Origin of the sequence: Blautia schinkii (genome assembly GCF_013304825.1) — a bacterium.
GTDB lineage: Bacteria > Bacillota > Clostridia > Lachnospirales > Lachnospiraceae > Blautia_A > Blautia_A schinkii_B.
The window spans coordinates 47,111-73,971 of sequence record NZ_JAAWUO010000011.1 but is presented as its reverse complement, the minus strand read 5'-3'; the positions used below and the strand labels follow the sequence as shown (position 1 = coordinate 73,971).

General features: G+C 42.4%; 19 protein-coding genes and 1 riboswitch. All 19 genes read left to right on the top strand.

Features of this window, described 5'->3' with window-relative positions; all coding sequences use genetic code 11:
• The first annotated feature begins 2 nt into the window (after positions 1-2).
• The 19 genes from recF to holB all read left to right on the top strand — a co-directional run bounded on the left by recF (position 3) and on the right by holB (position 26,861).
• Entirely contained in the window at positions 3-1,094 is a 1,092-nt protein-coding gene (gene recF / locus HFM85_RS09760) for a DNA replication/repair protein RecF (RefSeq protein WP_173738007.1), read from the top strand.
• 46 nt (positions 1,095-1,140) lie between these two features.
• Positions 1,141-3,912, top strand: a complete 2,772-nt coding sequence (locus HFM85_RS09755; protein WP_330603857.1) for a tetratricopeptide repeat protein — start codon at positions 1,141-1,143, stop codon at positions 3,910-3,912.
• Between the two features lie 33 nt (positions 3,913-3,945).
• Positions 3,946-4,821, top strand: coding sequence for a 16S rRNA (adenine(1518)-N(6)/adenine(1519)-N(6))-dimethyltransferase RsmA (gene rsmA, locus HFM85_RS09750; protein WP_173738008.1), 876 nt, complete (start codon positions 3,946-3,948; stop codon positions 4,819-4,821).
• Between the two features lie 405 nt (positions 4,822-5,226).
• Positions 5,227-5,694, top strand: a complete 468-nt coding sequence (locus tag HFM85_RS09745; RefSeq protein WP_173738009.1) for a DUF1002 domain-containing protein — start codon at positions 5,227-5,229, stop codon at positions 5,692-5,694.
• Positions 5,695-6,226: 532 nt separating this feature from the next.
• Positions 6,227-7,132 carry a 30S ribosomal protein S1 gene (locus tag HFM85_RS09740; protein ID WP_173738010.1) on the top strand — a complete coding sequence of 302 codons (906 nt, stop codon included), beginning with the start codon at positions 6,227-6,229 and terminating at the stop codon, positions 7,130-7,132.
• A 53-nt stretch (positions 7,133-7,185) separates the two neighbouring features.
• Positions 7,186-8,856: a putative manganese-dependent inorganic diphosphatase gene (locus tag HFM85_RS09735; RefSeq protein WP_173738011.1), complete on the top strand. Its 1,671-nt coding sequence runs from the start codon at positions 7,186-7,188 to the stop codon at positions 8,854-8,856.
• A 13-nt stretch (positions 8,857-8,869) separates the two neighbouring features.
• Entirely contained in the window at positions 8,870-9,451 is a 582-nt protein-coding gene (locus HFM85_RS09730; protein WP_173738012.1) for a flavin reductase family protein, read from the top strand.
• Positions 9,452-9,510: 59 nt separating this feature from the next.
• The gene (locus HFM85_RS09725; RefSeq protein ID WP_173738013.1) at positions 9,511-10,017 is read left to right on the top strand and encodes a shikimate kinase; all 507 of its coding nucleotides are present in this window, start codon (positions 9,511-9,513) and stop codon (positions 10,015-10,017) included.
• Between the two features lie 185 nt (positions 10,018-10,202).
• On the top strand, positions 10,203-11,495 hold the full coding sequence (locus HFM85_RS09720; RefSeq protein ID WP_173738014.1) for a UDP-N-acetylglucosamine 1-carboxyvinyltransferase: 1,293 nt from the start codon (positions 10,203-10,205) through the stop codon (positions 11,493-11,495).
• A gap of 170 nt (positions 11,496-11,665) precedes the next feature.
• On the top strand, positions 11,666-15,598 hold the full coding sequence (locus tag HFM85_RS09715; RefSeq protein WP_173738015.1) for a SpaA isopeptide-forming pilin-related protein: 3,933 nt from the start codon (positions 11,666-11,668) through the stop codon (positions 15,596-15,598).
• Positions 15,599-15,670: 72 nt separating this feature from the next.
• A complete protein-coding gene (locus tag HFM85_RS09710; RefSeq protein WP_173738016.1) occupies positions 15,671-17,284 on the top strand; it encodes an isopeptide-forming domain-containing fimbrial protein in 1,614 nt (537 codons plus the stop codon).
• Positions 17,285-17,406: 122 nt separating this feature from the next.
• Positions 17,407-18,309, top strand: a complete 903-nt coding sequence (locus HFM85_RS09705; protein ID WP_173738017.1) for a class C sortase — start codon at positions 17,407-17,409, stop codon at positions 18,307-18,309.
• Positions 18,299-19,864, top strand: a complete 1,566-nt coding sequence (locus HFM85_RS09700) for a pilin N-terminal domain-containing protein (protein WP_173738018.1) — start codon at positions 18,299-18,301, stop codon at positions 19,862-19,864. The genes HFM85_RS09705 and HFM85_RS09700 overlap by 11 nt, the downstream gene beginning before the upstream one ends.
• Positions 19,865-19,933: 69 nt before the next feature.
• A riboswitch (SAM riboswitch) is annotated at positions 19,934-20,035 on the top strand.
• Positions 20,036-20,120: 85 nt separating this feature from the next.
• Positions 20,121-21,323: a methionine adenosyltransferase gene (metK, locus tag HFM85_RS09695; protein WP_173738019.1), complete on the top strand. Its 1,203-nt coding sequence runs from the start codon at positions 20,121-20,123 to the stop codon at positions 21,321-21,323.
• A 203-nt stretch (positions 21,324-21,526) separates the two neighbouring features.
• On the top strand, positions 21,527-22,684 hold the full coding sequence (locus HFM85_RS09690) for a sensor histidine kinase (protein WP_173738020.1): 1,158 nt from the start codon (positions 21,527-21,529) through the stop codon (positions 22,682-22,684).
• Positions 22,677-23,366, top strand: coding sequence for a response regulator transcription factor (locus HFM85_RS09685; RefSeq protein WP_173738021.1), 690 nt, complete (start codon positions 22,677-22,679; stop codon positions 23,364-23,366). The genes HFM85_RS09690 and HFM85_RS09685 overlap by 8 nt, the downstream gene beginning before the upstream one ends.
• A 289-nt stretch (positions 23,367-23,655) precedes the next feature.
• Positions 23,656-25,095, top strand: a complete 1,440-nt coding sequence (locus HFM85_RS09680) for an aminotransferase class I/II-fold pyridoxal phosphate-dependent enzyme (RefSeq protein WP_173738022.1) — start codon at positions 23,656-23,658, stop codon at positions 25,093-25,095.
• An 87-nt stretch (positions 25,096-25,182) separates the two neighbouring features.
• Positions 25,183-25,770 (top strand): guanylate kinase, encoded by a 588-nt coding sequence (locus HFM85_RS09675; protein ID WP_173738023.1) that lies wholly within the window; start codon positions 25,183-25,185, stop codon positions 25,768-25,770.
• A 101-nt stretch (positions 25,771-25,871) separates the two neighbouring features.
• Positions 25,872-26,861, top strand: a complete 990-nt coding sequence (gene holB, locus HFM85_RS09670; RefSeq protein WP_173738024.1) for a DNA polymerase III subunit delta' — start codon at positions 25,872-25,874, stop codon at positions 26,859-26,861.

The following is a 26,861-nucleotide window of genomic DNA, read 5'->3' as shown; positions in this document are numbered from 1 at the left end:
GAATGTACATTGAATCCATCAGACTGAATAATTTCAGGAATTATGAATTGCTGGAGATGAATTTTGATCAGGGGACCAATATTCTCTATGGCGATAATGCCCAGGGAAAAACAAATATTCTGGAAGCTGTTTATCTGGCCGGGACAAGTAAATCCCATAAGGGGAGCAAGGACCGGGAGATGATCCGCTTCGAGAATGAGGAATCCCACATCCGAATGATGGTGAAAAAGGGCGATCTTTCATACAAAATAGACATGCACCTCCGGAAAAACAAAGCGAAAGGAGTTGCCATCAACGGGCTGCCGATCCGTAAGGCAAGGGAGCTTCTGGGAGTGGTAAACCTTGTGTTTTTTTCTCCGGAGGATCTTAATATTATCAAGAATGGACCGGGAGAGAGAAGACGTTTTCTGGATTCGGAGCTCTGTCAGCTGGATGGTGTTTATATCACGGAGCTGGCCAGCTACAATCACATTGTGAACCAGAGAAACCGTCTTCTCAAAGACTGTTATGCAAATCCGGGACTGAAAGATACACTAGATATCTGGGATACACAGATGCTTGGTTATGGAAGGAAGATCATTGAGAAACGAGAGGAATTCGTTGAAGAACTTAATGAGATTGCAAAAGGCCTCCACAAGGGTCTGACAGGAGGTTTGGAGGAGCTTGAGATCCTGTATGAGCCAAGTGTGACAGCAGGAGATTTTGAGCAGAAGCTTGTGCAGAACAGAGACCGGGATCTGAGGATGAAGCTTACTTCCGTGGGACCGCACAGAGATGATTTCTGCGTGAAGGTAAATGGTATTGATATCCGGAAGTATGGTTCGCAGGGACAGCAGAGGACAGCAGCACTTTCACTGAAGCTCTCGGAGATATATCTGGTCAAAAAAAAGATCAGGGATACGCCGGTGCTTCTGCTGGATGATGTGCTCTCGGAACTGGATAGTAACAGGCAGACATATCTTCTGGAAAGTATACATGATATACAGACACTTATCACCTGTACAGGTCTGGATGATTTTGTCAGTCATCAGTTTGAGATCAACAAGGTTTTTCAGGTGGTAAAAGGGCACGTTTATATGCCTAAAGGGTTTTGACAAGGCCGTAGGCATATGTTAAACTGATTCTGAATATGGAAAGTTGGTGAATATTTTGGATAAAGAGGAGTTTCGCGTCAAGCTGGGTCAGATTAATAAACTGGTTGAAGCCCAGGATTACAAAGGTGCCATGCAGATTGTTGACAGCATTGAATGGCGTCGTGTGAAGAATGTCCGTACCCTTTGCGTTGTAGGCGAGATTTACGCTGCCAACAAGCGCTATGAGGAGAGCAAGGAAATTTTTCTTCTTGCGTATCACAGAGCACCGATCGGTAAGAATATTCTTTACCGTCTGATAGAAGTTTCACTTAAGATGGGACAGATCAGTGAAGCCACAGAATTCTTTGATGAATACAGAGAAGTGGCAGGCAGTGACAACAGCCAGTATATACTGAAATATAAGATTGCCAGAGCGAAGAACGCATCTCTGAATGAGCAGATCCGTATTCTTGAGGAATACAAGGAGAAGGAATTCACAGAACGCTGGTCATATGAGCTGGCTAAGCTTTATTATAAAGCAGGAGACAAGCAGAAATGTCTGGATCTATGCAATGAGATGGTTCTCTGGTTTAATGATGGCAATTATGTGATGAAGGCTCTTGACCTGAAGCAGAGAATGGGTGTTCTTACTGGTGAGGAGAAAGAGAAATATGAGCAGCAGTTTATTCCGAAATTGATTCCGCCGGAAAAAGCCCAGGAGATCAGGGAGAGTAAGGAAACAGCAGCTGCTGATACAGAATATGAAGAGGCCAGACCGGTCACAGATACGATTCAGGTGGATGATGAGCGTGATCTGAGCAGTGCAGAGACATTACAGGAAAAAATTTCAAAAGGTTTCCGGGATATTTTCGGTGGACATAAGAAGTCCGAAGAATCTGAGGAACTGGAAGAAAATACTGCAGATGAAGAAAAAGAGAATGAGCAGGATCTGAATGTTTCGGATTCGGATACAGAAGAAGATACACCGGAAGCTGAGGCTGCTGCCGCAGAAGAAACTGAAAAGGCAGAAATTGAGGAGGATTCGGAAGAGGCGTCCGAGGAAGAGCCGGAAATCGCAGACGGTGAGGAAATGCTGGTATCGGGTATTGATAATCTGTCAGGGGGAACGGTACAGCTTAAGACGGAAGAACTGCAGGATAAAGAAGAAGAGAAGGCAGAGAAAGACCAGCCGGATTTCTCCGCTACAATGCGCATGCCTGAGCTGAAGATTCCGAAATCTATGATAAATGTAGATCCGGAGAATGCAAGCAGTGCTGCTGATATTCCGGATGCGTCAGGAATTTTTGGAAACATTGATGATATTGCTGCTTCAGTAGGCGAGAAAAAAGATTCTGATCAGGGATTTAATCTGGAAGATACGATTCTTGCAGCTGCAACAGAGCAGGGAATCAAAATTCCAAAAGAAGATGTAACTCAGGATGCACAGAATGCAGAAGTTACATCTGCTGAGGAAGAGAATGATCTTGACCTTGCAGAGGATCCATTTGTTCCGGAGGAGCCGGATGCAGCAGATATCGAGGATATCATGGCGCAGATTTCCGCACAGCAGGAAGCAGATACGGAAGAACACACACTTAACCGTGTTCCGGATGTTGTGTTTGATGAGGACGAAGAGCCTGTTACAGAGGAGGATCTGCAGGCTGCAGAGGCTGAATTTCTCAATGGACCGGCTGGAGTGCAGAAGCCGGACGAGCCAGATGCAGATCTGGATGAAGAGGATGATGGATTCGATGAGATCCCTTCTCTGGAATTAGAAGAAGATGAAACTGAAGAAGCACCGGGAATTGCAGCAGAAAATGGTATCACAGACGATACAGCAACTGTTACGGAGGAAGAAACTCCTCTTGATGAGGAAGAGGAATACAGTGCAGAGGATTTCAGTTCTGCGGATAAATTTGAAGCAGAGCCGGAAGACGAGGACGATGAAGAAGATGATTTCATTGCCAGCCTTCTGGATAACAGAGCTATGGAAGAGGATGATGAGGAAGAAGAACTCAGCGAGGAAGAGCAGCTTGAGAAATTCATCGAGACCATCCAGCCGGAGAGGGATCCAAATAAGATCATTTCCAGAAAGAAACAGCTCACTGATGAAGAAAAGCAGCTTTTCACATATTTTGTAGCAGTTCCGGGAATGAAAGAGCAGCTGCTTGATGTGCTCTGTGATGTACAGAAGGGTGCTGCTGATAAGACTTCCCAGACAGGTAATGTGATCATTATGGGTGGCAGGGAAACAGGAAAAACAAGGCTGATCTCAAGTCTGATCCCGGCAATCTGTAAAGAACTGAATATTGAGGCATCCAAGGTTGCTTATATATTCGCAGAAGATCTTAACGGCAAAAGCATGTCAGATATTGTATCCAAGCTTGCAGGAGGTTTTCTTGTTATTGAGAATGCAAACCAGCTTTCCCAGGAAACAGCAGATGAGCTTGATGAAGTGATGAACGGAAATACGAAGGGTATGATCGTCATTCTTGAGGATGAAAAGATCGGAATGCGTAAGCTGATCGCAAGATATCCGAAGCTTGCGAAGAAGTTTACATCCATGATCAATATACCTGTATTTACAAATGATGAGCTTGTTAATTTTGCGAAGGTCTATACAATGGAAAACGGATTCCGAATTGACCAGATGGGCATGCTTGCGCTGTACAATCTGATTGGAATCAACCAGAAAGAAGACCAGCCGATGTGCATCGGAACCGTGAAGACAATGCTTGATAACGCAATGGCAAAAGCACAGGGCGGATTATTTAAACGATCCAAGAAGAGAGTGGACCGTGATGGTTATACTGTACTTCTTGAAAAGGATTTCAGCTGATAAGAATAAACAGAAAAGCAGAGGTAAAGAAATATGACCAGACCTTATCTGGGCAACCCGAAATATACCATTGAAGTCCTTCAAAAGTATCATTTTGTTTTCCAGAAAAGGTTTGGTCAGAACTTTCTGATCGATGAACATGTTCTGGAGAAGATCATAGATTCTTCAGGAATCACGAAGGATGATTTTATACTGGAGATCGGTCCCGGAATCGGAACCATGACCCAGTATCTTGCGGAAGCAGCAAGAGAGGTTGCTGCTGTAGAGATCGACAGTTCCCTGATTCCGATCCTTGAAGATACTTTGAAGGATTGGGATAATGTAACTGTGATCAATAATGATATCCTTAAGACGGATATTAAAAAGATCGCAGATGAAAAGAATGGCGGTAAACCGGTAAAAGTAGTGGCGAATCTGCCGTATTACATTACAACTCCGATCATCATGGGACTTTTTGAGAAGAATGTTCCGGTGGATTCCATCACTGTTATGGTGCAGAAAGAGGTTGCAGACCGTATGCAGGTTGGACCTGGCACCAAGGATTATGGAGCACTTTCGCTGGCTGTGCAATATTATGCGAAACCGGAGATCGTGGCCAATGTGCCGCCGAATTGTTTCATGCCACGTCCTAAGGTTGGGAGTGCAGTTATTAAACTGACGCGTTATGAGAAGCCGCCGGTGGATGTTTATGATGAACGTCTCATGTTCAGGCTGATCCGCGCATCTTTTAACCAGAGAAGAAAGACTCTTGTAAACGGAATCAAAAATTCCGGAGATTTTTCCCTGAGTAAGGAAGAAATTGAGAATGTGTTCGAAAAGTGCGGACTTCCGCTGAATATCAGAGGAGAGGCACTAACTCTGGAACAGTTTGCAATGCTTGCCAACTGTATTTATGAAATGAAAAAATAAACAAACGTTTTAAGATACAAAAAGAACCCGGGCAGCTGTTCCGGGTTCTTTTTGCGTGGTGCGTATGGACGTTGGAGAGGAATCCATACGCACATATATAACTTGTCATAGAAAGGAGGTTGTGCCTGATCTGTCAGACACAAGTAAGTAATGAAAAATTTACAATATTTATTATAAGAAAGAAATGTTAGGAAAGTTTGTTGGAAATATGAAAATATTGTGAATATATTTTCCGGCACAACATAAAGTCTGACCTGGAAATTGTGAAAAAAGGAAAAGCTGGCTTTACAAGGTGTGGGGGAGGTGTGTTATACTGGGGAGCGTCAAAAGGAAACAAATTTATTGAAACAGAGAATAGTTATAGTTTAGGTATACAGGCAGATGCCTATATGGAGGATGAATATTATGAAAAAAATGAACAGGATCACAGCACTGGTTGTTGCAGGTATTATCTCCTGTACTTCACCGATGATGGTTATGGCATCTGATTCCGGTTCAGTTATGAGCCAGGCTGAGGAAATTCTTAAAAATAACGAAGTTGAATCTCTTGCAGCTGACCCGGACAAAGTAAGCGATATCATTGTTTATGTGAAAGGACTTTTTGATTCCAATCAGATCACAGACGATGAGATCTCACAGGGAATCGATGAAGCAGCAGATTATTATGGAGTGTCACTTTCCGATGATGATAAGAGCTCACTGGTAAATATAATCAGCAAGTTCCGCGGAATTGATGTCAGCGATGACCAGATCAAGAAATATGTAAATGATGCATACAGCACTCTGAAAGATATGGGTGTCACAAAATCAGATGTGAAGAATATTTTCCAGAAAGCAATTCAGTTTGTTAAGGGAATGCTTTCCCGTCAGTAAGAGGCAGGTGTTTTAAATGTCACTTTTATTAGGACTATTATTACTGGTTTTATACAAAATGTACAAAATGTACAATATTTAGGACTTGAGATAGAAACATGAATGTGGCGTTTTTATAAAAAAAGAGGAAAATGACGAAGAAAATTGTGCAAATAAGCTAAAAGTTCACGAGCTGTTCATAAAATGTTCATATTTGTCTGCTACTATAATAACAGTTCGAAAGAACACTACAAAAGACGCTGTAATGGTGTGTATCTGTATCATTACACATACAATTTTTTTCATAATAATCGCCCCGGTAAGCCACTACCGGGGCACTCCTCGTTTTATGGAAAAAAATACTTTAAATATTAAAAAAATAAGCTTCTGCAGGAATGCAGGGGCTTTTTTGGTTTATGATGTACTAAAAAAACATGGCGCGGGCTGATGGCTCATGCTATAATAACTAAGATGAGGATAAAATCGGCAGCAGGCATAAAGCGTCGGCTGGCAGTAAATGATAAATAGATAAAGGTGAACAGGAGGTCAGGAAATGGCGGAGTCTATGAAAGATTTTGAGCAGGAGCTCGAGGCTTCTTTTAAAAAAATTGATGAAGGTGACATTATCACCGGTACAGTTGTAAGTGTTGATGAGACAGGTGTTGTTCTTGATCTTAAATATTATACAGAGGGATTCATACCGGCAGAGGAATTTTCCAGGGAGCCGGGGTTTAATCTGAAAGAGGCAGTACAGCCGGGCGAGGAGATCCAGGCAACTGTTCTTCGTAAAGACGATGGCCAGGGCAATATCCTGCTTTCCAGAGCGGAGGCAGCAGAGGTTCTGGCATGGGATAAACTTGCTGAACTTCAGAAATCAGGAGAAGCACTGGATGTTGTTGTAAAAGGTATCGTAAACGGCGGAGCTATTGCCTATGTGGAAGGCATTCGTGGTTTTATTCCGGCATCCAAGCTGGCTCTGAGCTACGTTGAGGATACGGAAGAGTATCTGAATAAACCGCTTACTGTACAGGTTATTGATGTTGATAAAGCGAAAAAGAGACTTGTGCTTTCTGCGAAAGAGCTTCTTCGTGAAAAGGCAGATGAAGAGCGCAGAAATAAGATATCCAATATTGAGGTTGGTTTTGTAACAGAAGGAACTGTTGAAAGCCTACAACCGTATGGTGCTTTCGTTGATCTCGGAAATGGAATTTCCGGTCTGGTGCATATTTCACAGATCTGCGAAAAAAGGATTAAGAAGCCTTCAGAGGCAGTAAATGTAGGCGACAAGGTCAAAGTTAAAGTTATTGCCATCAAGGACGGAAAACTGAGCTTAAGCATTAAAGAAGCATCTGATCTGATGGCGAAGGAAGTTGAGGAGGAGATTTTTGAGCTTCCTGAGTCCGGTGAAGAGGCAACAACATCCCTTGGTTCACTTTTTGCAAATATCAAGCTGGACTGAGAAATGTTCACACTACATAGCAACGACACTTGGATGAAAAAGGATGGATGTGAATGAAAAATCAGGAGAGAATATTTGTAATCGGACATAAGAATCCGGATACGGATTCCATTTGTTCGGCCATTGCCTATGCTGACATTAAAAACAGAACCACACAGAACAAGAAATATATCCCGAAGAGAGCAGGCCAGATCAATGAAGAGACAAGATATGTGCTGAACCGTTTTGGCGTACAGCCTCCGGCTTATCTCGGAAATATCGGAACCCAGGTTAAAGATATGGATATCCGTATCAGCCCACCGGCAGATAAGAGCATGTCTCTGAAGAATGCCTGGGATATGATGCAGGAGAACAGCATCGTATCTCTTCCGATCCGCGATAAAGATGGTTGCCTGGAAGGTCTTGTGACCATCGGAGATATTGCCAAGACCTATATGGATACAACAGACAGCTACCTCCTTTCCAATGCGAGGACACAGTATCAGAGGATTGCTGAGACTGTAGGAGGCGAGGTTGTAGAGGGAAACAGCCACGGATATTTTGTTAAGGGAAAAGTTCTCGTTGGAACAGCCAATCCGAAGATGATGGAGGGCTATATTGAAGAGAATGATATGATCATCATGGGAGACCGTGAGGAAGATCATCTTCAGGCTATCAGCCAGAATGTAAGCTGTATTATTGTAGGACTGAATATTGTAGTTTCCGAGAAAGTAGTGAAGCTTGCACATGAGAAAAGTATCGTGATCATCCGCTCACCGTATGATACGTTCAATATTGCGCGATTGATCAATCAGAGTATTCCGGTAAATTATGTTATGAAACGTGATAACATGGTTACATTTAACACTGAGGATTTCACTGATGATATTCAGGAGGTTATGATAAAAAACCGTCACAGGGCATTTCCTGTCATCAATCCTCATGGCAAATGTATCGGAACGATTTCCAGACGTAATTTCCTGGATATGCACAAGAAGAAGGTTGTGCTTGTTGATCATAACGAGGTGGATCAGGCAGTTGATAATATTGAGAAGGCTGAAATTCTTGAGATCATCGATCATCATAAGCTTGGAACTCTGCAGACTATGACACCTGTTGCTTTCCGTAATGAGCCGGTTGGATGCACAGGAACGATCCTTTATGAGATCTATGGTGAGCAGAGACTGGAGATTCCGGAAAAGATTGCCGGACTTCTCTGCGCTGCGATCATTTCTGATACGCTTATGTTCCGTTCACCGACCTGCACGCAGAAGGATAAGATCGCTGCCAGTGCGCTTGCCCTGATCGCAGGAATCAACATTGAGAAATTTGCAAGAGAAATGTTCTCAGCAGGAAGTAATCTGAAAGATAAGTCTCCTGAGGAGATCTTTTATCAGGATTATAAGAAATTTATCGGTGAAGGCAATGTTTCCTTTGGCGTGGGACAGATCAGTTCCATGGATAGCGAGGAGCTGAAGGAAATCAAGGAGAAGCTGATGCCGTTTATGGTAAGTGAATGCGGACGCCATGATATCACAAGAGTTTACTTTATGCTGACTAATATCCTGGAAGAATCCACAGAGCTTCTTTTCTATGGAGAGGGAAGCCAGCAGATGGCTGAGATCGCTTTTGAACGGAAACCGGATGGAGATACTTTTTGCCTGAAAGGCGTGGTATCCAGAAAGAAACAGCTGATCCCGGCTATGATGGAGGCTGCTCAGCTTATGAACAGCGATTACGCATAAGGAGGCCGGAGAAATGGCGAAACAGATCTGGAAGCCGGGAAATATGATCTATCCGCTGCCGGCTGTGATGGTCAGTGTTACAGATGGTGAAGGCAACGATAATATCATTACAGTTGCGTGGACAGGAACTGTGTGTACGAATCCGGCCATGGCTTATATTTCAGTCCGACCCTCCCGTTATTCATATGACATGATCAAAAAAACGGGAGAATTTGTTATCAATCTGACAACAGAAAAACTGGCTTTTGCAACGGATTTCTGCGGAGTGCGTTCAGGACGCGATGTTGACAAATTTCAGAAGCTGAATCTTACAAAAGAGAAAGCACAGTATGTTTCTGCACCGCTGATCGGGGAAGCACCGGTTTCTATTGAGTGCAGAGTACGGGAAATAAAAGAACTGGGATCCCATGACATGTTTCTGGCAGATGTACTTGCGGTTCATGCAGACGAAGCATACATGGATAAAAATAATAAATTTCATCTTAACGATGCAGGGCTTCTGGTTTATTCTCATGGGGAATATCTTGCAGGTGGCCGGAAAGTCGGAACTTTCGGCTACAGTGTGAAGAAGAAAACGAATAAACGGAAGAAATAAAGGTAAAGTGACGATCGTTGAGATTTAATTGCAGTTATGCTAAAATGAAAGGACACAGTATGAATAATATTACGCTGATTGGAATGCCGGGTGCTGGAAAAAGCAGCATCGGCGTTGTGCTTGCCAAGGTACTGGGATACCAGTTTATTGATTCTGATCTGATCATCCAGAAGGAAGAAAAGAGAACATTAAGTGAGATCATTGAACAGGATGGACCGGAGGGATTCAAGGCGGTTGAGAACCGTGTGAATGCGTCCATTCAGGTTGAGAATACAGTAATTGCCACAGGTGGAAGTGTGGTGTACTGTGATGAGGCAATGCAGCATCTGAAATCAGAGGGAATTGTTGTTTATCTCAAGATTTCACTGAAGCTTCTGTCTAAACGTCTTGGGGATCTTAAAGGACGTGGAGTTCTCCTGAAAGAGGGACAGACGCTTGAAAGTCTGTATGAAGAACGTGTATCTTTATATGAAAAGTATGCAGATATCATTGTTGATGAAGAGGATAAAGATCTGGAGGGAAGCCTTCAGCTGGTGCTTCAGGCACTGAAACGGGGAGAGAAGTAGTTTACAAATGTGAAATATGTGTTATAATATACAACTGACCTAAAAGACGGGTTCAGGGAACGTGTGTTTCTGTTTATACTAAGTGATGAAAATAACTATAAGTTGCGGAAAGATTTCAGTGTTGCTCATAGAATGAACAGCAGCAAATTTTCTGCTCATAGAGGAGTAAATAATAGAGGTGTGTTATGGAACAGTATGTGATTAAAGGCGGCAATCCTCTTGTTGGAGAAGTGGATATTGCAGGTGCAAAAAATGCTGCTCTTGCAATATTATCAGCAGCCATTATGACTGATGAAACTATATTAATTGAGAATCTGCCGGACGTAAGAGATATCAATGTTCTTCTTGAGGCAATCTCAGAAATCGGTGCTCAGGTAGAACGTGTAGATAAATCTACTGTAAAGATCAACGGTTCTACCATCGGCAATCTCAGTGTGGATTATGAATTTATCAAGAAGATCCGCGCATCATATTATCTTCTGGGTGCATTGCTCGGAAAGTATAAACATGCAGAAGTTCCGCTTCCGGGCGGATGTAATATCGGCAGCAGACCGATCGACCAGCATCTGAAAGGATTTCGTGCTCTTGGTGCTGAGGTGGATATTCTCCATGGTGCTATCGTTGCCAGGGCTGAGAATCTTCATGGAAGTCATATCTTCCTGGATGTGGTTTCTGTCGGTGCGACTATCAATATCATGATGGCAGCTTCCATGGCAGCAGGCCGTACAATTATCGAGAATGCTGCAAGAGAGCCGCATGTTGTTGATGTTGCCAATTTCCTGAACAGCATGGGTGCTAATATCAAGGGTGCAGGTACTGATGTGATCCGCATCCGTGGTGTTGAGACTCTTCATCGTACAGAGTATTCTATTATTCCAGATCAGATCGAGGCTGGTACTTTTATGTTTGCAGCAGCTGCTACAGGCGGTGATGTTACAGTACGCAATGTTATTCCGAAGCATCTTGAAGCTACAACAGCGAAGCTTGAGGAGATCGGCTGTGAGGTTGAGGAGTTTGATGATGCAGTTCGTGTACGTGCGCCACATACACTTCATCGTACTCATGTAAAAACTCTGCCATATCCTGGATATCCTACAGATATGCAGCCACAGATCGCAGTTACCCTTGCACTTGCTGAGGGTACAAGTATTGTTACTGAGAGTATTTTTGAGAACCGTTTCAAATATGCAGATGAGCTTTCCCGTATGGGAGCAAATATCAAGGTAGAGGGGAATTCTGCTATCATTGATGGTGTGAAGAAGCTTACCGGTGCGCGTGTCAGTGCTCCGGATCTTCGCGCAGGTGCTGCACTTGTTATTGCAGGTCTGGCAGCAGAGGGTGTAACGGTTGTTGATGATATCGTTTATATTCAGCGTGGATATGAGAATTTTGAGGAGAAGCTGAGAAGTCTCGGTGCTGAGATTGAGAGAGTTTCCAGTGAAAAAGAGATCCAGAAATTCCGTCTTCGTGTTGGATGAGATTTTGAACTGAATATGTGAATATTTGGAAGAGAGCTTTTGGGCCTTAGGGTCCGGAGGCTCTTTTTTTGATACAACGGAAGTTCTTAAAAAAGAAAGGAATAAAAAAAGAAGGAAGGTAATAAAGAATATAGTACACGTTAATGCACACACAGGAAAGCGGGCAAGGTATGAAGAGATTGAAGAATGTTAAGATGAGAAAAATCCTGGCATTTATGGTGTCTTTGGCGTTGATGGTGTCCTGTATGCCAAGCGCATACACAATCTCCGCGGATGAAATATTGGGAGATGAGACGGAGGAGTTGTTTTCAGATGATGAAGATACTTCCGTATGGACCGCTGAAGAAATCACACCTGATGTAAAAAACAGTGAAGGTCGGGAAACAGAGCAGCAGGAAGAGCAGCCGGTGGAGAATCCGGACAGGCGGGAAGAAGAAAAAGCAGCAGAGAATCTGGAGAAAGATTCTGATGAAGCAGGGGAAGAAAGTTATCAGGATTCTGAGGAGGTTGAAGAGTTAGCTGAAGAAGCAACGGATATGGAGCAGGAAGAACCAGTTACTTATACAAGGACTGTGGATAATGTGATTGTAACAGCAACTGCTGCCAGCGGAGTCATTCCGGAAGACGCAGAGTTTGTGGTAACATCGGTTGAAAAAGAATCAGAACAGTATTCCGAAGTAGCGGCACAGCTTGAAAACAAAGCTGAGAACGAAGAGTATTCCATCGCAGGATTTCTGGCTTATGATATCTATTTTGCAGGCAGCGACGGACAGAAGATCAATCAGGAAGATGGAAAAGTTAAGATTTCGATGGAATATCAGGAATCAGCGGAACCGGAGGAAGTGAATGAAGCACAGCAGGCATTTGACATTGCAGTAATGCATCTGGTTGAAGATGAGAATGGAAATGTACAATCTGTTGTAGACATGACCCAGGACGGAACAGCAAATGTGGAGGCTAATACAGAGGGGGAAGTTCAGAAAGCTGAGTTTGAGACGGAGAGCTTTTCTGTATTTACGATTACGTGGAAGAGCAGTTCCAATACATTGAGAATTCAACTGATCAATACGGCAGGAGTTTCACTCGGAAATAATCAATCCCAAAACTTGAAAAGCAATAATGAGGTTAAGGTAAGTTCAATAGCTCCGGCAGTTACAGGATATTCTTTTTATAAAGCAAAGGTAAGCTCAACAGCGACGGATGAGGGAACTGAAATTAAGAGACTGCGTTATTCCGGTGGAAATAATCAATACAACAGTGCAGATTCCAATGGTAACTGGAGTAATATCAATGGTACCGTATATTTCGTTTATGCGCAGAATATGGAAACAGTTGAAACAGTGGACCATACCGGGGATGGAATTACAATGAGAATGAAAAACCTGGAAGGAGATAATATTCCAGAAGTACGTGCAATAGGTGAGAGCATGAACTCCTTAATAGATATAGGGGGATCATATGGTGATGGAAGTATAAAAAAGAATTTATTGAATAACAAAATACCGAAATCATCTGAATATCCAACAACAGTGAAGAATGGAAAAAGCCTGGAGTCATTATTTAATGGAAAAGAAGTGAATCATTTATTTTTGAAATCTGTTTATGATGCGACAGGATATTATGAGTACAGCAGTTTCAGAAATTATGCTTATCTGGGAGATAATTCCGACTTTACGGTTTATGATGCAATTGGAACTCCGAGTAATGAAAACAGGTATTTTTATCAACGTGGAAATTTCATGCCATATAATGCAATCGCGAACGGAGGTTTTTCAACTAATACAAATTTATATGATGAAGATGGACGGGCATTAAGTAATAAAGAGCAGGCAAAAGGTAAAGAACTTTATCTGACCCAGGGAACAAATGATTATTATTTCGGTATGTACATGGGAGCAAATTTTCTTCAGCCAAAAGACGGTAAAGCTACGCTTCCGGATGGAGCAACCAGGCAGGACATGATTTATGAGTTCAATGGCGATGATGATATGTGGATTTACATTGATGGTGTACTGGTTCTTGATATTGGTGGTGTACATGATGCTCATTCCGGTAAGATTAATTTCAATACAGGTGTTGTAAGCTGGAAGGACTGTAAAACCGGACAGACACCTGTTTCATCTGAGACTACACTGAAAGCAATATTTCAGGCAGCGAGAGTATTTCCGGACGGAACAGACTGGAATGATGATCTTGTTAAAAATTATTTTACAGGAAATACATTTAAGGATTATACGACTCATAAATTCAAGATGTTTTATATGGAGCGAGGTGCAGGAGCTTCTAATCTTCATGTGAAATTTAACATCCAGGTCATTCCGAGCGGACAGGCTGAAGTAAGAAAAGAGCTCAGCAATACTGACAAGGAAAAATACAGCAATGTAAAGTTTGCATTCCAGGTATATGCACAGAAAATTCTGAGCACGAATACAAATGGAAATGAGATATATTCAGATAGCGAATATGAGCTTTTAAAGAGTGCAGTAAAAGGAAATGCGGGTAAGCCGACTGGAACTCCGATTGATTTTTTTGATGGAGAGAATGTTAATGAAAAAACGTATGATGGTGTGTTTTATTTAAAACCCGGTGAATCTGCAATTTTTACAGGCCTGAAGGCCAACCGGAAATATTATGTAAAAGAGGTTGGAGTAAGATCGGAAGAGTATGATCAGATTACGATCAATAATACCAGCTATACAGAGTTTGATGAAAACAATGAACAGACAGGTGAAGTAAAAGATATTATGACTGATACGAAACAGGTCAGTGAAAGACCTGTTGTAGTTTACACAAATAACTGTTCAGCAGCAAACAGGCGAGAGCTTCGGATCACCAAGAGGATGAATCCGGATGTGAACACGGATGATACGTTTTCTTTCAAAATAGAGCTTGGTCCTGATAAAGATCATTTACAGCCTTATGTAGGAGAATATTATCTGAGAGATAGGGCAGGAAATTATTATGCTTATGATGAGAATCAGGATCTTGTAAATAAAGGACAAAGTCCTGCTGTATGCGGAACGACTGACAATGGAATTATTCCAGGAATCAGAAAAGATTATACAGTTGCAATTACCGAAATTATTTCAGGCACTTATTACAGGGTAACAGAGGAAGAACTTGATACACAGAATAAATATAAAGATCCTTCATATGAGATTAAAAATAAGGTAATGGAAGGAGATACAGGACATCAAAACGAAACTTCTGCAGTTGGAAATGAGGGAATTATTAAACTGTATTACAATGCAGAGATGACCGTTACGAATACTCCATATAGCAAGATTAAAGTGAATAAGATATGGAAGGCCGGATCTTCTGAAATAGCCGGAGCAGTTCCTGTTTATGCAGGTCTGTATCAGAAAACAGTAAAAGGTGACGTAGAGATATTAACACCGGTAACTGATAAATATCTGGAACTCAATGAAACGAATAAGTATTCCGGAATATTTGATAGACTGGATCCTGCAATTGAATATGTTGTAAAAGAGCTTCGACCGGCAGCAGAGCTGGAAACAGCGGATTTTATTATCGGCACAGATAAAACAGGATATGTAAAAACTGACTCAGCAATGATGATCGGAGATATCGAGTATGAAGTAAACTACAGTGATCTGGCAGTCGATGAAAGTGATGCAACACAGAAAAATATTACAATTACAAATAAGAGGTATGGATCCATAACAATCATTAAGATTGACAGTGAAGATCAAAAAATCTTTCTTGAAGGTGCAGAGTTCAAACTTCAGAAGGATGGACAGGATCTAAAGGATGAATCTGGAAATGTAATTACAGTAACAACTGATTCCAATGGCAGAGCGAAATTTGACAGACTGGAGCCGGGAATTTATACAATTACAGAGATTAAAGCTCCGGATGGGTATTCTATTACGGGTAATGTAATTCAGGTAACTCTTGGAAATGATGAAGGTCAGTTGTTGGATGTAGTACAGACAATCAAAAATTCAAAACTATATTCGTTACCAAGTACCGGTGGCCCTGGTATCTATGGGTTTACAATCAGTGGTGCAGCGATTCTTGCAACTGCATTCCTGTTGTTTATAAACAGTAAACGAAAGGAGGAAGAAGCTGAAAGGTCGTAACCCATTAATTGTAAATATGATAATACGAAGGAATGGAAAAGAAAAAATGCAGAGAAAGAAAGGAGCAGTCATATGAAGAATCTGTTTAAGAAGCTTGGGGCATTACTGGTAGCGGCAGTTATGGTGCTGTCGCTGTGTACGGCAGCGTTTGCAGATGGGCAGGAACCTACGGATGCTGACAGAGCAACTATCACAGTTAAAAATGTGGAAGCTGGGTTAACAGTAACTGCGTATCAGATTACGAAAGCAAAATATCTTGAAGGAAAAGGTTTTCAGGGATATGAAAAAGCAGATGCCAGTTATGCAATTGCTGATATTTTAAAGCCTACACCTGATGAGATTGCAGCTTTAGCAAAGATTGTTCCGAATGATGGTGCCGGAGTACAGCTTACAGGAAATGGAACTACTTATACAGCAAGTGTTGCTCCGGGATATTGGATCGTACTTGTAACAGCTGGTACCAATACCACACCGGCAAAGATTTACAATCCAATGCTTGCCGGTGTGTACTACAGCAGGAATGGTACTGATAACCAGATGACATCTGATCCGATTGATGCATCTGCGCGCTGGGATTTAAAAGGAACCACAGGTTATATGAAATCCAATAGTGTAACAGTTGATAAAGTAATTGTAAATCCGGGATCTGGAAATGCAAAAGGTGATGATGTGGCAATCGGTGATGAGGTAAGCTATAAAATCACTGCAGCAATTCCGGAATACAGCGCAGAATACAATACAGATACATCTAAGGTAGAGTATATAATTCACGATACATTAGACGGACTTTCCATAAAAGCCGGCACTGTTGAAGTAAAAATTGATGGTACGGCAGTAGCAGAAAATGAAGATAAATTTACAGTAACTGCACAGGGGCAGAATTTGCAGATTGCTTTTAAGAAGGGGTATATCCTTGCTAATGGCGGAAAAACTGTAGAAGTAAATTACAAAGCAATTTTAACGGATGATGCAAAAGTAAATTTTGATCCGCATACCAATACTGTATATGTAGAATATACCAATTCTCCATCAGGTACTGCAAATGCAAAAACAGAGGAAAAGAAAACATATCATTATACATTTGCAATTGATGGAAATATCAATGGAACAAGTACAACAAATAACAGAAAAACAACAGAACTTGTAAAAGTTGATGAAAATGGAAAAGTTATTTCTACCAGGAGTGAAACTGAAATTGACGAATCAAAGGAAACACATGCAGGTGTTGGTGCAACCTTTACTCTTACAAGTAAAACTGATCCTGACAAAGTATATACAGCTATAACAGATGAGAATGGTTACATGTACTTTAAAGGACTTGATGCCGGAGAATACACCCTTGTCGAGACAGTAGCTCCTGAAGGATTTACACTTGATACAAATCCACATGACGTACTTATCAGCGCAAGCTATAATGCTGACGGAACTCTGGCAAGCTACACAATTACAATTGATGAGAATCCCGGATCAACATATACAGCAACTTATGATAACGGTACTATTACAAAAATTGATGGAACATCTTCTGTAACATATATCCGGAATACCAGAATGGGCGAACTTCCATCTACAGGTGGCATGGGAACATATCTCTTCACTATTATCGGTGTTGTAGTTATGGCTGGTGCAGCTGGTGCTTTCTTTATCAGCCGCAGAAAAGAGTCTGATAATCAGAATTTGCAGTGAAATACAAAATAGTATAAATAAGTGCTCAAGTTATCGCCTGGCCTCTTCGGAGGCCGGGAATGAATACAGGGACAGTACATACGAATCTTTTCTGAACCTGAATGGAGATGGAATGATGGGATATGAAGAAAAAGAAGAATTTTGTATGGAATATCTTTTTTGCACTGGTATTTCTGGCGGGAGCGGGAGTATTTCTGTATCCGACAGTCAGCGATATGTGGAACCAGTACAGAAATGTAAGGTTAGTCAGCAGATATGATGAAGCAGTAACAGATCTTTCGGATAATGAATACGAAAAACTGTGGAATGAGGCGAAAGAGTATAATGCAGAACATCCGGTGAATTCTATTGTAGATGCTTTTGGGGAAAAGGATGATTATGTGCTGACCCAGCCTTATGACCAGGTACTTGATCCAAATGGAGAAGGCCTTATGGGAAGTATTGAGATTCCGAAGATCAATGCAAAACTTGCAATCTATCATGGCTTGAGCAAAACAGTTCTTGAGAAAGGTGTAGGGCATGTGGAAGGAACCAGTCTTCCTGTCGGAGGAAAAAGTACACATGCAGTTCTGGCAGCACACAGAGGACTTCCCAGTGCAAAACTTTTTACTGATCTGGATCAGATGAAAAAAGGAGATATTTTTATCCTGCATATTCTGGGAAAAAATCTGGCCTATAAAGTTGATCAGATCAGGACAGTTCTTCCTGAAGAAACCGGCGAACTGGATATTGTGGAAGGCGAGGATCATGTGACGCTTGTTACATGTACGCCATATGGTGTGAACACACACAGACTTCTTGTACGGGGAATACGGACAAAATATGCAGAGGGGGAAATTAGAAATGATGAAACCATATCTCACAGGCTTGCTGTGACAGATCCGAGGAAAGTTCTGGCTGGCGGCTTTGCAGTACTTATTGTTCTGATTCTGCTGATTTATCTGAGTGTTCGTTACAGGGACAAAAAACGCAGATTAAGGCAGCTTTCAGAAAGGAAGGATGAGGCAGAGAGCGATGAAAAATAAAAGAAAGCAGGGGAATAAATTTCAGAGTCTTCTGGCTGTTCTGATACTGATGGTAATGCTGGCCATCAGTGTTTTGCAGCCGGTTTTTGCACAGAACTATGAGGCAGGAAAAAAGGGCGATCTGACGCTGATACTCCGGGAAACGGATGAAGAGGGAAATCATACACCGGTGGCAGAGGTGGGGCTGACACTTTATAAAGTGGGAAGTATTGATTTTGACGGAAATGTACATTTTGTGATTGATGATGCTCTGGGAGAAAAAGGTATTGATTTCAATGCACTCAGCACAGCGGATGACTGGTTTGCGGCAGCGGAAAAACTTGCCGGTATTATTGAAGAGTCCGGAGTCAGCGGAGTACAGGATTTTTCCAATGAACAGGGGAAAATGACCTTCACAGGGCTGGAAGAGGGAATGTATCTGGTTGTGCAGAGTGATAACAGCAGTAAGGTCACAGTTTCTCCGATGCTGATCTCGATTCCTTTTGCAGATAGTGAACAGGGCTGGCTTTATGAGGTGCAGGTTTATCCCAAAGTAGCTGTAAGGGATGAAAAAAAGATACAGGTAACAAAAAGAGTTTACTATATAGATGAAAATATGGATCCGCAGCCAATGGTTGAAACAGATGCAGCTTATAAGATCGGTATTTTTCTTGATAAAGAGGGAACCATTCCATTCAGGGATGATTACAGCAAAGATATCCGGATAAAAGGTGCTTCAAGCGGAACTGCCGTATGGATGGATGTACCGGATGGAACTTATTATGTATTTGAGCTGGATGAAAATCAGAAGCCGCTTCAGCAGAATAACAGGATTGATATATCTGATGCAGATGAGAAAAAAACATTCTACTATAATGTTACAGGTGCAAATGAAGAGGAGACAGATCAGACAGTGATCGGCAGCGAAAACAGTGCGGTGGAATCGATATCTTATGTGAATAATTATTATCTGGAGCTTCCGGATGATTTCTACAGTTATGGACATATCAGTATTATAAAAAAAGTTATGGCTGACGGAAAGGAGACAACAGCAGATAATACTTTCTATGCAGGAATTTTTGAGAAGGATGAAAATGACGAACTGGTATTGCTGAAGAATATGAAGCTGAAGCAGAATGGTGTTGTTACAGCTGAGTTTGCATTGCCGAATCATGAAAAAGATGCTGAGTTTACTTACACAGTTCTTGAGACAGACAAAGATGGAAAGCCGGTTATAAAGGATGCTTTTCCATATATAGTAAGCGGTGAGGGTGATGTTGTTCTCACAGATGAGGGACAGTATAACGGGACGATCACGATTACCAACAGTATAGTTCCGGAACAGACAGTTACTCCGACACCGAATCCATCGGCAACTCCGATACCACGCAGCAGTGAGACACCTGTTCCAGGAAATCATCATACACCGGGTAGAAGTACTCCTTCCGGTGGTACTTCAGGGAATCCTGTAAAGACTGGTGATGAGACACCGGTTGGTGTATGGGCAGGTATTCTGGCAGCAGCAATTGTAATTGGTGGGGCAGCAGGCTTTGCAGTGAGAAGAAGGAAGAAATAAAAAAATATTCTTGACATTTGGTAAAGAGAAGTATATTGTATGTGTTGCAGTAATTTCATAAAAGATGGCCTTTTATTCAGAGTGGTGGAGATACAAAGGATCTGCGAAGCCACGGCAACCCCGGGAAATCCAGGAAGGTGCCAACCTGAGCGAGTAATCGAACAATAAGAGGATTGTTTACAGAATTTAAACAGTCCGCTTGTACGGGCTGTTTTTTATGTTTATAATCGTTGACTGACTACAAAAGGAGAAAAAAATGGAAAAAATTTTATTTACATCTGAATCTGTAACTGAAGGACATCCTGATAAAGTCTGCGACTCTGTTTCTGATGCGATCCTTGACGCTATGATGGAGCAGGATCCGATGAGCCGTGTTGCATGTGAGACTGCTACTACTACAGGTCTTGTACTTGTTATGGGTGAGATCACAACTAAGGCTAACGTTGATATCCAGAAGATCGTTCGTGATACTATCCGTGAGATCGGATATGACAATGCTGATTATGGTTTTGATGCTGATACATGTGCTGTTATTACAGCTCTTGATAAACAGTCCGCAGATATCGCTATGGGTGTTGACAAGGCTCTTGAGCAGAAAGAGGACAGCATGAATGAGGATGAGCTGGATTCCATCGGTGCCGGTGACCAGGGACTTCAGTTTGGTTATGCTTCCAATGAAACTGAGGAGTATATGCCATATGCGATCAACATGGCTCACAAGCTTGCACAGCAGCTGACAAAGGTTCGTAAAGACGGTACTCTGAAATACTTAAGACCGGATGGAAAAACTCAGGTTACAGTTGAGTATGATGAGGATGGAAAACCGAAAAGAATCGATGCTGTTGTATGCTCTACACAGCATGATCCGGATGTTACCCAGGAGCAGATCCATGAGGATATCAGAAAATATGTTTTTGATGCGATCATCCCGGCTGATATGGTTGACGCTGATACTAAATATTTCATTAACCCGACAGGTCGTTTCGTAATCGGCGGACCTCACGGTGACAGTGGTCTGACAGGACGTAAGATCATCGTTGATACTTATGGTGGAACTGGACGTCATGGCGGCGGTGCTTTTTCAGGTAAGGACTGCACAAAGGTTGACCGTTCTGCAGCTTATGCAGCTCGTTATGTTGCCAAGAACATCGTTGCAGCAGGTCTTGCTGACAAGTGCGAGATCCAGCTTTCCTATGCGATCGGTGTTGCTCATCCTACTTCTGTCAGTGTTAATACTTTCGGAACAGGTAAGCTTTCTGAGGCTAAGCTTGTTGAGATCGTTCGTGAGAACTTTGATCTTCGTCCGGCTGGTATCATCAAGATGCTTGACCTTCGCCGTCCGATCTACAAACAGACAGCAGCTTATGGTCACTTTGGCCGTACAGATGTAGATCTTCCATGGGAGCATCTGGATAAGGTTGATGCACTGAAAAAATATCTTTGCAACAGCTATGAATAAAAAATAAACAGGTAAAAAAGATAATAATAGTTCCAGGAGAACAAAGAGCAAGAAGCCCCCGGTAGTGCCATACCGGGGGCTTCTTGCTGCCCTTTTTTATAGAAAATTTAGAGATAGGAAAAATACTTTATGTTATAATATCGTTATATGAGTAAATATGAAACCGGTTGTCCGGTTTTTGTGACAAAGGACGGAGATATAACATGAAGTTAAAAACACGTATTATAGTGGGCTTTGTTGCGGTTATCTTGGTTCCGCTGATCCTTTTTTCTGCAAGTCTTTATGGCTTCAGCCAGACACAGGCCAGGCATATGCAGGAGAGCAGCAGCCAGACATCGGATTCCGATGAAATGGTCTATGATATCTCTCTGGCTCAGTCATCCAGCAGTCAGGTACGGCTGATGGCCAAGGATATGATTCTGACGGCAACGATCATTCTTGTTTTTACAGCATTGTCTGTAGGGTTATGGATCTACAGAAGTATTGCAGTACCATTGGTGAAGCTTCGTAAGGCAACCCGGAATATTAAAGAAGGTAATCTGGATTTCGTACTGGAGGTAGAAGGAAACGATGAATTTTCCCAGCTTTGCCAGGATTTTGAGGAGATGAGGAAACGTCTTAAGGAATCCACAGAAGAGAAGATCCTGATGGACAAAGAGAACAAGGAACTGATCAGCAATATTTCCCATGATCTGAAGACTCCGATTACAGCAGTTAAGGGTTATGTGGAAGGTATCATGGATGGTGTTGCGGACACACCGGAGAAGATGGACAGGTATGTACGCACTATTTATAACAAGACCAATGAGATGGATCATCTGATCAATGAGCTGACTTTTTACTCCAAAATCGATACCAACCGTATTCCTTATACATTCAGTAAATTGAATGTTGAGGACTATTTTTCTGACTGTGCGGAGGAACTGGGACTCGAGATGGAGACCCGGGGAATTGAACTTGTGTATGCCAATTATGTGGAGAAGGATGTTCAGGTCATCGCAGATGGCGAGCAGATTCGCCGTGTGATCCACAATATTGTAAGTAATGCCATTAAATATATGGAGAAACCAAGGGGAATCATCCAGATTCGCGTAAAGGATGTGGGAGATTTTATCCAGGTGGAGATCGAGGATAACGGCAAGGGAATTGCAGCCAAGGATCTGCCATATATTTTTGATCGTTTTTACAGGACAGATGTTTCCAGAAATTCTTCCAAGGGAGGAAGCGGAATCGGTCTTTCCATTGTGAAGAAGATCATGGAGGATCATGGAGGAAAGGTCTGGGCTACAAGCCGTCTTGGAATCGGAACGATTATGTATTTTGTACTTAGAAAATATCAGGAGGTACCCGTAAATGAGTAAAATTTTGATCATAGAGGATGAGGAAGCAATCGCGGATCTTGAGAAAGATTACCTGGAGCTTTCCGGTTTTGAGGTGGAGATTGAGAATCGGGGAGACACAGGCCTTGTGCGTGCAATGAAAGAGGATTTTGATCTGATCATTCTGGATCTGATGCTTCCGGAGGTGGATGGCTTCGATATCTGCAGACAGGTCCGTGAGGAAAAGAATACTCCGATCATTATGGTTTCCGCGAAGAAGGATGATATTGATAAGATCAGGGGCCTGGGACTTGGTGCAGATGATTATATGACCAAGCCATTCAGTCCAAGTGAGCTTGTAGCCCGTGTAAAGGCACACATGGAGCGTTATAATCGTCTGGTTGGCTCTAACGTGCATAAGAATGATGTAATCGAGATCCGTGGAATCAAGATCGATAAAACTGCCCGCCGTGTGTGGGTAAATGGTGAGGAGACAACTTTTACAACCAAGGAATTTGACCTTCTGACTTTCCTGGCAGAGAATCCGAACAGAGTATTTACCAAAGAGGAACTTTTCCGGGAGATCTGGGATATGGAGTCAGTGGGTGATATTGCCACAGTTACGGTGCATATCAAGAAAATCCGTGAGAAGATCGAGTTTAATACGGCCAAGCCTCAGTATATTGAGACGATATGGGGCGTTGGGTATCGGTTTAAGGTGTGATGTCGGGCAGCCTGAGCTTGTAAAATAAATATTTGGACGCAAAGCGGAATGTGAATTGCTGCTTTGCATATGTCATATGATACGTGGGAGGGAGAATGTCGCAGTAAGGATATTCTCCCTTTTATGGCACTCCTGGAAATTATTGCATCAGATTCAGCTGTGCAGAACATGAATGGAGCTTCATGATCAATCACAATTGACAGTGACAGACCGGTAAGTTTCGGGTATAATTAGACAAACTGTGATATAGATATGAGAAAAGGGAAACTGGAATGGGGAAAGGAGAACTATGGAAGACAGATTATATAAGAAACTGGAAGCGTACGGTAAGAGTGATTTTTACCCGTTTCATATGCCCGGACATAAGAGGAATCCGCTGACCGTAGACGGTGATTTTCCGGTGGAGAGGGATATTACGGAGATTAACGGATTTGATAACCTGCATCATGCGGAAGATATTCTGAAAAGGGCTCAGGAGAATGTTGCCCGGATCTATGGTGTGCAGGAGAGCTTTTTCAGCATTAATGGAAGCTCAGGGGCAATCCTGGCGGCTGTGTCTGCTGCTGTGAAGAAGGGCGGCCATATTCTGGTGGCAAGAAATTGCCATAAGGCGGTATACCATGGAATTTACCTGCGTGATTTGGAAGCCACATATATTTATCCACATGAAGATTCCAGACTGGGGATAAACGGTGGAATTTCACCAAGCCGTGTGGAAATGTATCTGGCAGAGAACCCGGATATTGAAGCTGTGCTGATCACATCGCCAACCTATGACGGAATCGTGTCAGATGTGGCGCGGATCGCGGAGGCTGCACATAATCATGGAGTACCATTGATCGTAGATGAAGCCCATGGTGCACATTTTTGCTTTTCGGATTATTTTCCGATGTCTGCCGCGCAGCTTGGCGCGGATGTGGTGATCAACAGTGTACATAAGACGTTGCCTTGTCTGACTCAGACGGGAGTGATCCATCTGTGCAGCAACAGGGTTAGCAGGGAAAAACTGAAGCGATTTCTTGGAATTTACCAGAGCAGCAGTCCGTCGTATATTCTGATGAGCAGTATTGATGCGTGTATGGATAAGCTGGAGCGTGAAGGTGATGAGATGTTCCGTGTATTTACGGAGAATCTGGAAAAAGCACGCGTTCGTCTTGGAAAGTGCAAGTATATCCGTCTGGTTACGCCGGAAGTGTGTGAATACCGGAGAGTTTTTGATTTCGACAGATCCAAGATCCTGCTTTCCACAGTAAACAGTTCGCTGAATGGGAGACAGCTCCATCGGATCTTGAGGGAAGAGTTTCATCTGGAAATGGAGATGGAGGCAGAGAATTATGTGCTTGCACTGGCTGCGGTTGGTGATACAGAAGAAGGATTTCGAAGACTTTGCGAAGCTGTTGAAGAAATTGACCGGCGGGAATCGTTAAAATACAGAAAAGAAATTGCAGAAACAGAATCTGTCAAAAATGGAAAAATGAAACAGATAATGCGGATTTCCCAGGCTATGGATGCAGATAGTGAACGATATCAGCTGGAGGAGTGTATCGGAAGGATTTCTACGGAGTTTGCGTATCTTTATCCACCGGGAATTCCGTTGATCGTTCCCGGAGAGCAGATTTCTGGACATTTTGTAAAAAATGTGAGAAGATACCTGGAACAGGGCTTTGAGGTTCAGGGCCTGAGTGATCAGACAAGTGAGACGATATGTGTAGTCTCAAATGATGTATAAGTGTGCATCGGTTATATGACCACAGTGATGATTTGTACGAGTCTGATTACAGAGTGAGCAGTGAAAAATAGAGACAGAGGGAATAAAGTGGGGAAGATTTTTTATATTATGGGAAAAAGCTCTTCCGGAAAGGACAGTATTTACAGAAAACTGGAAGCGGATGAGGAGCTTGGTCTGGAGAGACTTGTAATTTATACTACACGCCCGGTCCGTGACGGAGAAAAAGAAGGAAGAGAATATTATTTTACAGATGAAAAGAAGCTGGAAGAGTTCAAAAAGAATGGAAAATTGATCGAGTCCAGGACTTATGAAACGGTTTACGGACCGTGGACGTATTTTACAGCAGATGACGGTCAGGTTGCTGCCGGAAATAAAAGTTATCTGGGAATAGGAACCTTGGAATCTTATATGCAGCTTCGTGAGTATTATGGTGACGATGTGATGTATCCGGTGTATATTCAGGTGGAGGATGGTGAACGTCTGGAGCGTGCACTTGCCAGAGAAAAGACTCAGGAGAATCCGAAATACGAGGAGATGTGCAGACGTTTTCTGGCAGACCAGATGGATTTTTCTGAAGAAAATATTCTGAAAGCAGGTATAGGCAGGCGTTTCCGGAATCATAATCTGGATGAATGTGTGAAGGAAATTGGAAATTATATAAAATCTGTACAATAGGGAAAAATAGTTTTTTTTATACAGAAGATTATGTTATAATTAGATGAAAGATGTCTTCCGGACATGGAGGAGGGCACAAAAGGCAGAAAGAGGTGATTCTTATGGCAGGATTTCATGACATCATCGGCCATGACGATATAATCAGGCATTTAAAGAATGCGATAGAGACAGGGAAGGTGTCCCACTCTTATATTTTTACAGGGGAACCAGGTTCTGGCAAGAAGCTTCTTGCAGGGACTTTTGCGGCAGCACTGCAGTGTGAATCGGGAGAATCTGAACCATGTATGACCTGTGATTCCTGTAAGAAGGTGATCGGCAAGAATCATCCGGATATCATCACAGTGACTCATGAGAAACCTGGCAGCATCAGTATTGATGAGGTGAGAGAGCAGGTGATCCATGATGTGGATATCAAGCCGTACTGCAGTCCATATAAGATTTATATCATTCCGGATGCGGAGATGATGACAGTACAGGCTCAGAATGCTATTTTGAAAACTATTGAGGAGCCGCCGGAATATGCGGTGATCCTGTTGCTGACAAGTAATATCGACAGTCTTCTTCCTACGATCCGTTCCAGATGTGTACGCCTGGATCTGAAAGTAGTGGATGACGGTCTTGTAAAGAAGTATCTGATGGAGCATCTTCAGGTGCCGGATTACCAGGCTGAGATTGACGCATCTTATGCCCAGGGAAGTATCGGCAAGGCGAAAGAAGCTGCAACTTCTCAGGAGTTTGCAGATATGACTGCCAACGCACTGAAGATTCTGAAATATGCCAATACCATGGAAGTTTATGAGCTTACAGAAGCGATCAAGACTCTGACCATGGATAAGAATAACATTAATGATTATCTGGATATTTTTCAGTTCTGGTTCCGCGATGTTCTGATGTTTAAGGCAACAAGGGAAATTGACAACCTGGTATTTAAACAGGAAATTAATTTTATCAGAGAGCAGGCCAGTGAGCGTTCTTATGAGAATATCGAAAAAATCCTTGAAGCATTGGAGAAGACTAAGGTTCGTCTCCGTGCCAATGTTAATCTCGAACTTGCCCTGGAGCTCCTGTTCCTGACAATTAGGGAGAAATAG

What these genes read in the sequence shown, in the direction of transcription:
- HFM85_RS09710 (WP_173738016.1), top strand. Translation starts at nt 15,671, where the DNA reads ATGAAGAATCTGTTTAAGAAGCTTGGGGCATTACTGGTAGCGGCAGTT.
- metK (WP_173738019.1), top strand. Translation starts at nt 20,121, where the DNA reads ATGGAAAAAATTTTATTTACATCTGAATCTGTAACTGAAGGACATCCT.
- HFM85_RS09735 (WP_173738011.1), top strand. Translation starts at nt 7,186, where the DNA reads ATGAAAAATCAGGAGAGAATATTTGTAATCGGACATAAGAATCCGGAT.
- HFM85_RS09730 (WP_173738012.1), top strand. Translation starts at nt 8,870, where the DNA reads ATGGCGAAACAGATCTGGAAGCCGGGAAATATGATCTATCCGCTGCCG.
- HFM85_RS09680 (WP_173738022.1), top strand. Translation starts at nt 23,656, where the DNA reads ATGGAAGACAGATTATATAAGAAACTGGAAGCGTACGGTAAGAGTGAT.
- HFM85_RS09690 (WP_173738020.1), top strand. Translation starts at nt 21,527, where the DNA reads ATGAAGTTAAAAACACGTATTATAGTGGGCTTTGTTGCGGTTATCTTG.
- HFM85_RS09685 (WP_173738021.1), top strand. Translation starts at nt 22,677, where the DNA reads ATGAGTAAAATTTTGATCATAGAGGATGAGGAAGCAATCGCGGATCTT.
- HFM85_RS09715 (WP_173738015.1), top strand. Translation starts at nt 11,666, where the DNA reads ATGAAGAGATTGAAGAATGTTAAGATGAGAAAAATCCTGGCATTTATG.
- HFM85_RS09745 (WP_173738009.1), top strand. Translation starts at nt 5,227, where the DNA reads ATGAAAAAAATGAACAGGATCACAGCACTGGTTGTTGCAGGTATTATC.
- holB (WP_173738024.1), top strand. Translation starts at nt 25,872, where the DNA reads ATGGCAGGATTTCATGACATCATCGGCCATGACGATATAATCAGGCAT.
- HFM85_RS09720 (WP_173738014.1), top strand. Translation starts at nt 10,203, where the DNA reads ATGGAACAGTATGTGATTAAAGGCGGCAATCCTCTTGTTGGAGAAGTG.
- recF (WP_173738007.1), top strand. Translation starts at nt 3, where the DNA reads ATGTACATTGAATCCATCAGACTGAATAATTTCAGGAATTATGAATTG.
- HFM85_RS09740 (WP_173738010.1), top strand. Translation starts at nt 6,227, where the DNA reads ATGGCGGAGTCTATGAAAGATTTTGAGCAGGAGCTCGAGGCTTCTTTT.
- HFM85_RS09725 (WP_173738013.1), top strand. Translation starts at nt 9,511, where the DNA reads ATGAATAATATTACGCTGATTGGAATGCCGGGTGCTGGAAAAAGCAGC.
- HFM85_RS09700 (WP_173738018.1), top strand. Translation starts at nt 18,299, where the DNA reads ATGAAAAATAAAAGAAAGCAGGGGAATAAATTTCAGAGTCTTCTGGCT.
- rsmA (WP_173738008.1), top strand. Translation starts at nt 3,946, where the DNA reads ATGACCAGACCTTATCTGGGCAACCCGAAATATACCATTGAAGTCCTT.
- HFM85_RS09705 (WP_173738017.1), top strand. Translation starts at nt 17,407, where the DNA reads ATGAAGAAAAAGAAGAATTTTGTATGGAATATCTTTTTTGCACTGGTA.